The organism is Mesorhizobium sp. Cs1321R2N1 (assembly GCF_037179725.1).
Classification (GTDB): domain Bacteria; phylum Pseudomonadota; class Alphaproteobacteria; order Rhizobiales; family Rhizobiaceae; genus Mesorhizobium; species Mesorhizobium salmacidum.
The window spans coordinates 21,939-29,365 of the sequence record NZ_JAPYKP010000069.1; the positions used below are offsets into that span (position 1 = coordinate 21,939).

Annotated in this window: 5 protein-coding genes; 2 read left to right on the top strand and 3 right to left on the bottom strand. The window is 64.3% G+C overall.

All coding sequences use genetic code 11. The features are described from left to right. Positions 1 to 278: 278 nt before the first annotated feature. The 3 genes from O7A61_RS18285 to O7A61_RS18295 all read right to left on the bottom strand — a co-directional run bounded on the left by O7A61_RS18285 (position 279) and on the right by O7A61_RS18295 (position 2,103). The gene (locus O7A61_RS18285) at positions 279 to 758 is read right to left on the bottom strand and encodes a tetratricopeptide repeat protein (RefSeq protein ID WP_337130982.1); all 480 of its coding nucleotides are present in this window, start codon (positions 756 to 758) and stop codon (positions 279 to 281) included. A 31-nt stretch (positions 759 to 789) separates the two neighbouring features. After that, entirely contained in the window at positions 790 to 1,761 is a 972-nt protein-coding gene (locus tag O7A61_RS18290; RefSeq protein ID WP_337130984.1) for an MBL fold metallo-hydrolase, read from the bottom strand. Positions 1,762 to 1,881: 120 nt separating this feature from the next. Further along, positions 1,882 to 2,103 carry a DUF680 domain-containing protein gene (locus O7A61_RS18295; protein ID WP_337130986.1) on the bottom strand — a complete coding sequence of 74 codons (222 nt, stop codon included), beginning with the start codon at positions 2,101 to 2,103 and terminating at the stop codon, positions 1,882 to 1,884. Between the two features lie 620 nt (positions 2,104 to 2,723). On the opposite strand from O7A61_RS18295, the gene O7A61_RS18300 reads away from it, so the two are divergent. Continuing rightward, positions 2,724 to 6,842: a Pls/PosA family non-ribosomal peptide synthetase gene (locus O7A61_RS18300; RefSeq protein WP_337130988.1), complete on the top strand. Its 4,119-nt coding sequence runs from the start codon at positions 2,724 to 2,726 to the stop codon at positions 6,840 to 6,842. Then, positions 6,839 to 7,315, top strand: coding sequence for a GNAT family N-acetyltransferase (locus O7A61_RS18305; protein ID WP_337130990.1), 477 nt, complete (start codon positions 6,839 to 6,841; stop codon positions 7,313 to 7,315). Before O7A61_RS18300 ends, O7A61_RS18305 begins: the two co-directional genes overlap by 4 nt. Positions 7,316 to 7,427: the final 112 nt, after the last annotated feature.

Sequence of the window (7,427 nt, forward strand, 5' to 3'; positions counted from 1 at the left end):
GCCGGATCGAGGGAGAGGTGCCGGCTCCGGCAATGGGCGCCAGCCACGAGCGCCCGAACTTTGGTTCATTTCGCGCTGAGGTTGGCGCCAAGGCCCCCTCATCCGGCCGTTGCGCGGCCACCTATGCCGGGGCGAGTCACGGGCCTCGCCCGTCCTTCGGACCCCCGGCGGGGAGAAGAGCAGGCGCCGACGCTGGCCTCCTCCTCTCCCCTCGGGGAGAGGTCGGATTGCCCCGAATTGCCCTTGCAATTCGGTTGGCAATCCGGGTGAGGGGGAACTTACTTCGTCACCTTAGTGTCGATGGCCTTTTGCAGGTCGGAAAGCTCCTCGCAGCCGGCGGGGCAGAGTTTCTGCAGTGAGGCCAGTTGCTGATTGGCCTTGGCCATGTCGCCGGTCTCGACATAGAGCTCGCCCAGATATTCGCGGGCGGCCTTGTGGTCGGGCTTCAGCTCCAGCGCCTTGTTGTAGTAGGTCAGCGCCGTGTCGAAGTCGCCGGTCTTGCGCAGCGTGAAGCCGAGCAAATTATAGACGTCGGCCTGCTGGTTGTCCTGCGCGAGGTCCCGCAGGTCGGCCAGCGCGCCCTTATAGTCCTTGGCGTCGAGTTTGGCCTTGACGGCGGTGAGGTCGGGCGCGTCGGCGCCCTCGATGTCGTCCACCGCAAAGGCCGGCATGATTGTGGCGACGGGAACGACGGTCAGCACGGCAATGGCGCCGAGCAGGCCGAACAGGGCGTTTCTGCCCAAAAAGGATGGTTTCATTGTCTGTCTCGCTTGGGTTGAAAGCTTGCGCTCAAACTTGAACCGGAGTGAAGCCATAGGCGCTGCCATCCTTCACAAAGACGCCAGTGCCGGGGAACGGGAAGTGCGAGCCGGAAATGCGGATGTTGTCCGCGATCACCCGGTCGATGATCTTGTGGCGCGTGGCGATCGCCGTCGGCCCGTCCTGGTCGTAGGCGCCCTGCCATTCCGGGTGCGGCGCCAGCAGCGCCGGCACATACATGGTGTCGGCCGAGATCATCAGCTGCTCCTTGCCGGAATTGGCCAGATACACCGAATGGCCCGGCGTGTGGCCCGGTGCGGCGATGATCTGGATACCGGGCACGACCTCGGCGCCGTCCTCGACCAGCTTCCAGTTCTTCCATTTCGGGAAGTTCTCGGCGATGCGCTTGCCCGCCGGCTTGCGGCCTTCGGGCAGCTTGGCCAGACGGCTGGGATCGGTCCACCAGGTATATTCAGTGGCGTTGACGATCAGCTCGGCATTGGGGAACACCGGCGTGTTGGTGCCCTTCTCCATCAGACCCCAGACATGGTCGGGGTGGAAATGCGAGATCATGATGGTGTCGATCGCCTTATAGTCGATGCCGGCGGCGGCCATGTTGGCCGGCAGATGCGTGGCGTTGGCCTGCCACTGGCCGACGCCGGAGCCGGCATCCATCATGATCATCCTGCCGCCCATCTTGAGCACGGCGACGGTGAGCGGAATGGGCATGAAGTCGGTGGTCAGCCCGGCCTTGGCGAGTGCCGCCTTGGTGTCGTCGACCGAGACATCCCTGATGAAGGCCGGGTCATGCGGCTTCTTCCAGATGCCGTCATAGATGGCGGTCACCTCGATGTCGCCGACCGTGTATTTGTAGAAGCCGACGGTGGGCTCCACCGGCGTCTGCGCGAAAGCGGGCCGGGTGAATTCCAGCTTGCCGGCAAGGCCAAAGGCGGCAGCGGCGGCGGCGGATTGAAGCACTGTGCGGCGTGACATGCTGAACATGGTGATCTCCTCTGTTGAGTTGTGGCTACTTTTGAAGGAATGAAGGAGGGTCGCTGGCCCTCCGTCGCTGACCGCGGATTGGCGCGGGCACCGTCGGGATCCGGTGCCGGCCCCATGAACTCAGCGGCCCCAGATGCCCTGACCGGGTTCCTCCGCATCAGAGTGCATTGCCGTCTGCACGCCGTGGCGGACCATGTCCGGCTTGGCGGTAGAGGCGGTGTAGGTGTTATCGACCGTCACGGCGGCCGACGTGATGGCGCTCGTGCCGAAATGGTCGCTGCCGGCAAAGGCAGAACTCGAGGCGAGCAACATCGCAGCCACGCTGAGGGCGAGCTTGGTCATTTCGGTAAATCCTTGTTTCGTTTTCCAGGGGTCGCGGCCGCAAGATTGCCCCGCTTGCAGAGAAGACCCGGAAGGGCCGTGCTTTATTCCCGGGGGCGGTGAGATTTTCTGGAAGGGCCGAAACCGGCGGCAGCGGCCATGCGGAAGGGCGCACCCAGACACAATCCAGAAACAAGTTTCAACAGTTCGGAAAAACTGGCGAAAAGATCGGATGGCATAAGCATCCCTCAACGGCCGGAAATCCGGCCGCCGCACAGGCATTCGGGGTTTGGGTACGGGCGATGCAACGAGGTTCGAACGGAGGGATGGGTGCCCTGCCCGGCATGTCGCTCGCCGCCGGCAGCGCCCAGGCGATGCGCACGCCTCCGCCCCGGGCCGATGCTCCCGAACATGTGAAGACGGAGCGGTCGATACTGTGATAACCGCCCGGCCAAAGAGGACCCGGCGGTCAGCGATCGCCGGCCGGGATACCGGAATCTTCCATTTTGGAAGCTTCGGTCATTCCGGCTCCATCAACAACGATCAAATTGCAGTGGCGGCGCAGCCGACAATGCCTGCTTGAGCGGCGGCATGATCGAGATGTGCCTGTGAAAGCTTCGCCAGGACGAGAAAGTTTGGACATGGACCACGGTATCGACATCGCCGAACTGGACAGGGAAGCGGCAAGATCGGGCGGAGAGCCCGCGACCAGCCCCGACAGCGCCGATGCGCTTGCGGGACTTGCCTCCGGAGCGCTCGGCCAGGTCCTGGTGGGGGCCGATTTTGCCCGGGCAGGTCAGCCGGGCGAGCGGCTCGACAAGGTCTTCGAGCAACTCGCCGAAACATTCGCCACGCTGCCGGCGGTGATCTCCGAGGGCCGCAGCTGGACCTATCAGGAGTTGGACAAGCGCGCCAACCAGTTCGCCCGCCTGCTGGTCAAGCGCGGCGTGCGGCCGGGTCACCGCGTCGGCCTCATCCTCGACCGGTCCGCGGAAACCTATGTGGCCCTGCTCGCCGTGGTCAAGGCGGGGGCCGCCTTCGTGCCGCTGGCCACCGCCTTTCCCGAAGAGCGCATGGCGCTCATCATCGAAGACGCCAGCGTCAGCCTGATCGTCACCATCGCCACCTATGCATCGCGGGCCGACCAGCTGCCGGTTCCGCATCTGTTGATCGACAGCGCCGCCGCCGAAATATCAGCCCAGTCCGACGCGCCGCTGAAGCCGCACAAGGTGCCGGCCGCCACTGCGATCGAAGACATCTGCTACATCCTCTATACGTCGGGCACCACCGGTCGGCCCAAGGGCGTGGCCATCCGTCACCAGAGTTTTGTCAACTTTATCCGCGTCGCCGCCGCATCCTACGGCTACCGGCCGGGCGATCGCGTCTACCAGGGCATGACCATCGCCTTCGACTTTTCCTCCGAGGAGATCTGGGTGCCGTTCGTCGCCGGGGCGACCGTCGTGCCCGCACCGGGCCAGATGCCTCTGGTGGGCGAAGAGCTCGCCGATTTCCTGCGCCATCACGACATCACTTGCATGGCCTGCAGCCCGACGCTTCTGTCGTCCATGACATCGGACGTGCCCAGCCTGCGCACCTTGCTGGTGGGGGGCGAGGCCTGCCCCCACAATCTGGTGGTGCGCTGGTCGAAGCCCGGCCGGCAGATCCTCAACACCTATGGCCCGACCGAGGCGACCGTCACGGCAACAATGGGTGCGCTGACGCCGGACCGGCCGGTGACGATCGGCGCGCCGCTGCCCACCTATTCGATCGTCATTCTCGACCCTTCGCTGCCGCAACTTGCCGAGCCTGGTGAACTGGGCGAGATCGGCATTGCCGGCATCGGGCTGGCGGTCGGCTATCTCAACAGGCTAGACCTGACCGAACAGAAGTTCATCGCCGATTTCCTCGCCCTGCCGAACAACCCGTCCAAGCGCATCTACCGCACCGGCGACCTTGGCCGGATCAACGACGCCGGCGAGATCGAGTATGCCGGGCGCATCGACACCCAGGTGAAGATCCGCGGCTATCGCATTGAACTCGGCGAGATCGAGGCCGTGCTGCTGGACCAGCCTGAAATCGCGCAGGCCGCCGTCACCACCTGGGAGATCGAGCCCGGCCGCGTCGAGCTCGTTGCCTATTACGCGCCCAAGGCCGGCCAGCCGGCGCTCTCGCGCGCCGACATCGCCCAGACGATGAAGCGGCGGCTGCCGGACTACATGGTGCCCTCCTATCTCGAGGAACTGCCGGCGATCCCGATGACGGTCTCCAACAAGGTCGATCTTCGCCAGCTTCCCAAACCGACGACCGTCCGGCTTTCGGCCGACCGCGCCATGGTGCCGCCCGGCAACGACGACGAGCGTTTCCTGGCCGACGCGCTATGCGCCGTGCTGAGATTCGACGACGTGTCCGTCGAGGACAATTTCTTCGACGATCTCGGCGCCAACTCGCTGCTCATGGCGCATTTCTGCGCCCGCGTGCGCACCCGCAAGGAATGGGCGACGACGTCGATGCGCGACATCTATCTCTATCCAACCGTGGCGCGCCTGGCCAAGCACCTCAGCGTAGCGGAAGAGATGACGACGGCCACCAACGAGCCCGTTCTCACCCGCCAGGCGTCCAATTTCGTCTACTGGACCTGCGGCGCGGCGCAGCTGCTGTTTTACGCACTCTACAGCTACGTGGCCTTGTGGGCGGTCAATGACGGCCTCAACTGGGTCTATGACACGCTCGACGACCCGCTGCAGTTATATGTCAGGTGCGTGGTGCTCTCGGCCGGCGTGTTCTTCGGCATGTCGGGCTTCGCCGTTGCCGCCAAATGGGTGCTGGTCGGCCGCTGGAAGGCGGAAGTGTTCCCGATCTGGGGCCTGCGTTACTATCGCTTCTGGGTGGTCAAGACCTTGATCCGCACGGCACCTGTCGTGCTGTTCCGCGGAAGCCCGCTCTACAGCCTGTACCTGCAGCTTCTGGGAACCAGGATCGGCAAGAACGTGGTCATCGAATCCCGTGCCGTGCCCGTGTGCACGGACCTGATTTCGATCGGCGACCGTACGATCCTGCGCAAGGAATCGCTGATCCTCGGCTATCGTGCCCAGGCCGGCTATATTCACACCGGGCCGCTGACCATCGGCCGTGACGCTTTCGTCGGCGTCGGCTGCACGCTCGACATCGACACCGCGATCGGCGACGGCGGGCAGCTCGGCCATTCGTCCTCGCTGCAGCGCGGGCAAAGCATCCCGGACGGCGAACACTGGCACGGATCGCCGGCGGTGCCGACCACGGCGGATTATTGCAAGGTGCGCAACGTCAACCCTCCCCGCATCCGGCGCTTCCTCTACGAAGCCGTGCAGCTGATAGGGCTGTTTGCCATCGTCACCCCGCTGCCGCTTTTGTTCCACAGCTATTGGGAGAATGTCGGCGACGACTATCAGGAGACGATCGGCATCGTGGCGATCGGCACCACGGTCACGCTTTTCGGCTACATCGCCTCGGCCTTCCTCGCCGCCACGGTGGTGCCGCGCCTGTTCAGTCTGATCCTGAAACCCGGCCGCACCTACACGCTTTACGGCTTCCGCTACTGGCTGCAGACGGTCGCCGAGTTCTCGAGCAACTCGCGCGTGCTCGGGCTGCTGTTCGGCGACAGCTCGGCCATCGTCCATTACATGAGCGCCATCGGCTGGAATCTCAACAAGGTGGTGCAGACCGGCTCTAATTTCGGCTCCAACCAGCAGCATGAAAACCCGCTGCTGTGCGAGATCGGCACCGAGACCATGGTGTCGGACGGGCTTTTCATGATCAACATGCACAAGTCCGCTTCCGCGTTCCGGCTCGAGCCGACGCGGATCGGCGAGCGCAACTATCTCGGCAACAATATCTACTATCCGCCGGATGGACGCACGGGCGACAACGTCCTGCTCGGCACCAAGGTGATGGTCCCGATCGACGGGCCGTTGCGCGAGAATGTCGGCCTTCTGGGCTCGCCGCCCTTTGAAATCCCGCGCATGGTGAACCGCGACAAGGAACTCATCGCCGGCATCGACGAGGCGGACCGGCGCCAGCGCATCCCGCTCAAGAACCGTCACAATCTGGTGACGATCCTCCTGTTCATGGCCACGCAATGGGTCATGCTGTTCGCCACGCTGGCGATCTGGGACCGGGCGCTGAACTATTATACCGAATGGGCGGAAATCGCCCTCTTCGCGGCGGTGCTTTTGACCTCGGCGATCACCATTCCGTTCTACATCTTCGTCGAGCGGGCAAGCCTTGGTTTCCGCAAACTGAAGCCGCAAATAACGACGATCTACGACGTTACCTTCTGGCGCCATGAGCGCCACTGGAAGCTCGCGGATTCGCCTATCGTGCGTCTGTTCGGCGGCACGCCGTTCCGGCCGATGATCCTGCGCATGCTGGGCGTCAAGGTGGGCAAGCGCGTCTATGACGGCGGCGCCAACTTGACCGAGCGTTCGCTGGTGGAGATTGGCGACGATGTCACACTCAACGAGGGCTGCGTCATCCAGGCCCATTCGCTGGAGGAAGGCGCGTTCAAGTCCGATTTCATCCGCATCGGCGATGGCTGCACGCTGGGGCCGTCCGCCTTTGTCCATTACGGTGTTGTGATGGGCAAGGGATCGATGGTCGATGCCGATTCCTTCGTCATGAAGGGCGAAGAGCTGGAGCCCAACTCCATCTGGCGTGGCAACCCGGCCAAGCTGCACCGGTTCGTCGAGCCGATCAACGAGGGCTCCAGGGCATCAGCATCTTGACGGACGGCGCGCCTGGCACTGTGGACATCCGTATCGCCCCCGTGACCAGGGCCAATCGCGCTTTAGTCACCGCGTTGCAGCTGGCGCCGGAGCAGACGGATTTCGTCGCCAGCAATGCGGACTCCCTGCGCGAAGCCAGATCCGATCGGGACGCGCGGCCGCGCGCCGTCATAGTCGGGGACCAGCTTGTCGGATTCTTGATGTACGAGGCGCCGCGGGACGACGACGAGGCGCGGATCTACCGCTTCATGATCGACCGCACCTGGCAGGGCCGGGGTTATGGCAAGGCCGCGCTGCGGGCGGTGCTGGAGGAAATCCGCGGGCTCGGCCACATCAGCCACGTGTCGATATGCTACGAACCGGAGAACGAGGCGGCACGGCGGCTCTACCGCAGCGCCGGTTTCGTCGAGGAAGGGCTCGATGAGGACGGCGAAATGATCGCCAATCTCGTTCTCCCGGCCGGCGACCGATGACGCCATCAGCCGATCCGTCCGAGGAAATCGCCCTGGCGCGCGCCATGGCCGCCATGGCCCCGGCCGGGGTCCGCACCGGCTGCCGGCTGATCCGCGAGGGTGACGAGGCCCA

Excerpts from the sequence above, each read along its gene's own strand:
- O7A61_RS18285 (WP_337130982.1), bottom strand. The coding sequence starts at position 758 with ATGAAACCATCCTTTTTGGGCAGAAACGCCCTGTTCGGCCTGCTCGGC.
- O7A61_RS18290 (WP_337130984.1), bottom strand. The coding sequence starts at position 1,761 with ATGTTCAGCATGTCACGCCGCACAGTGCTTCAATCCGCCGCCGCCGCT.
- O7A61_RS18295 (WP_337130986.1), bottom strand. The coding sequence starts at position 2,103 with ATGACCAAGCTCGCCCTCAGCGTGGCTGCGATGTTGCTCGCCTCGAGT.
- O7A61_RS18300 (WP_337130988.1), top strand. The coding sequence starts at position 2,724 with ATGGACCACGGTATCGACATCGCCGAACTGGACAGGGAAGCGGCAAGA.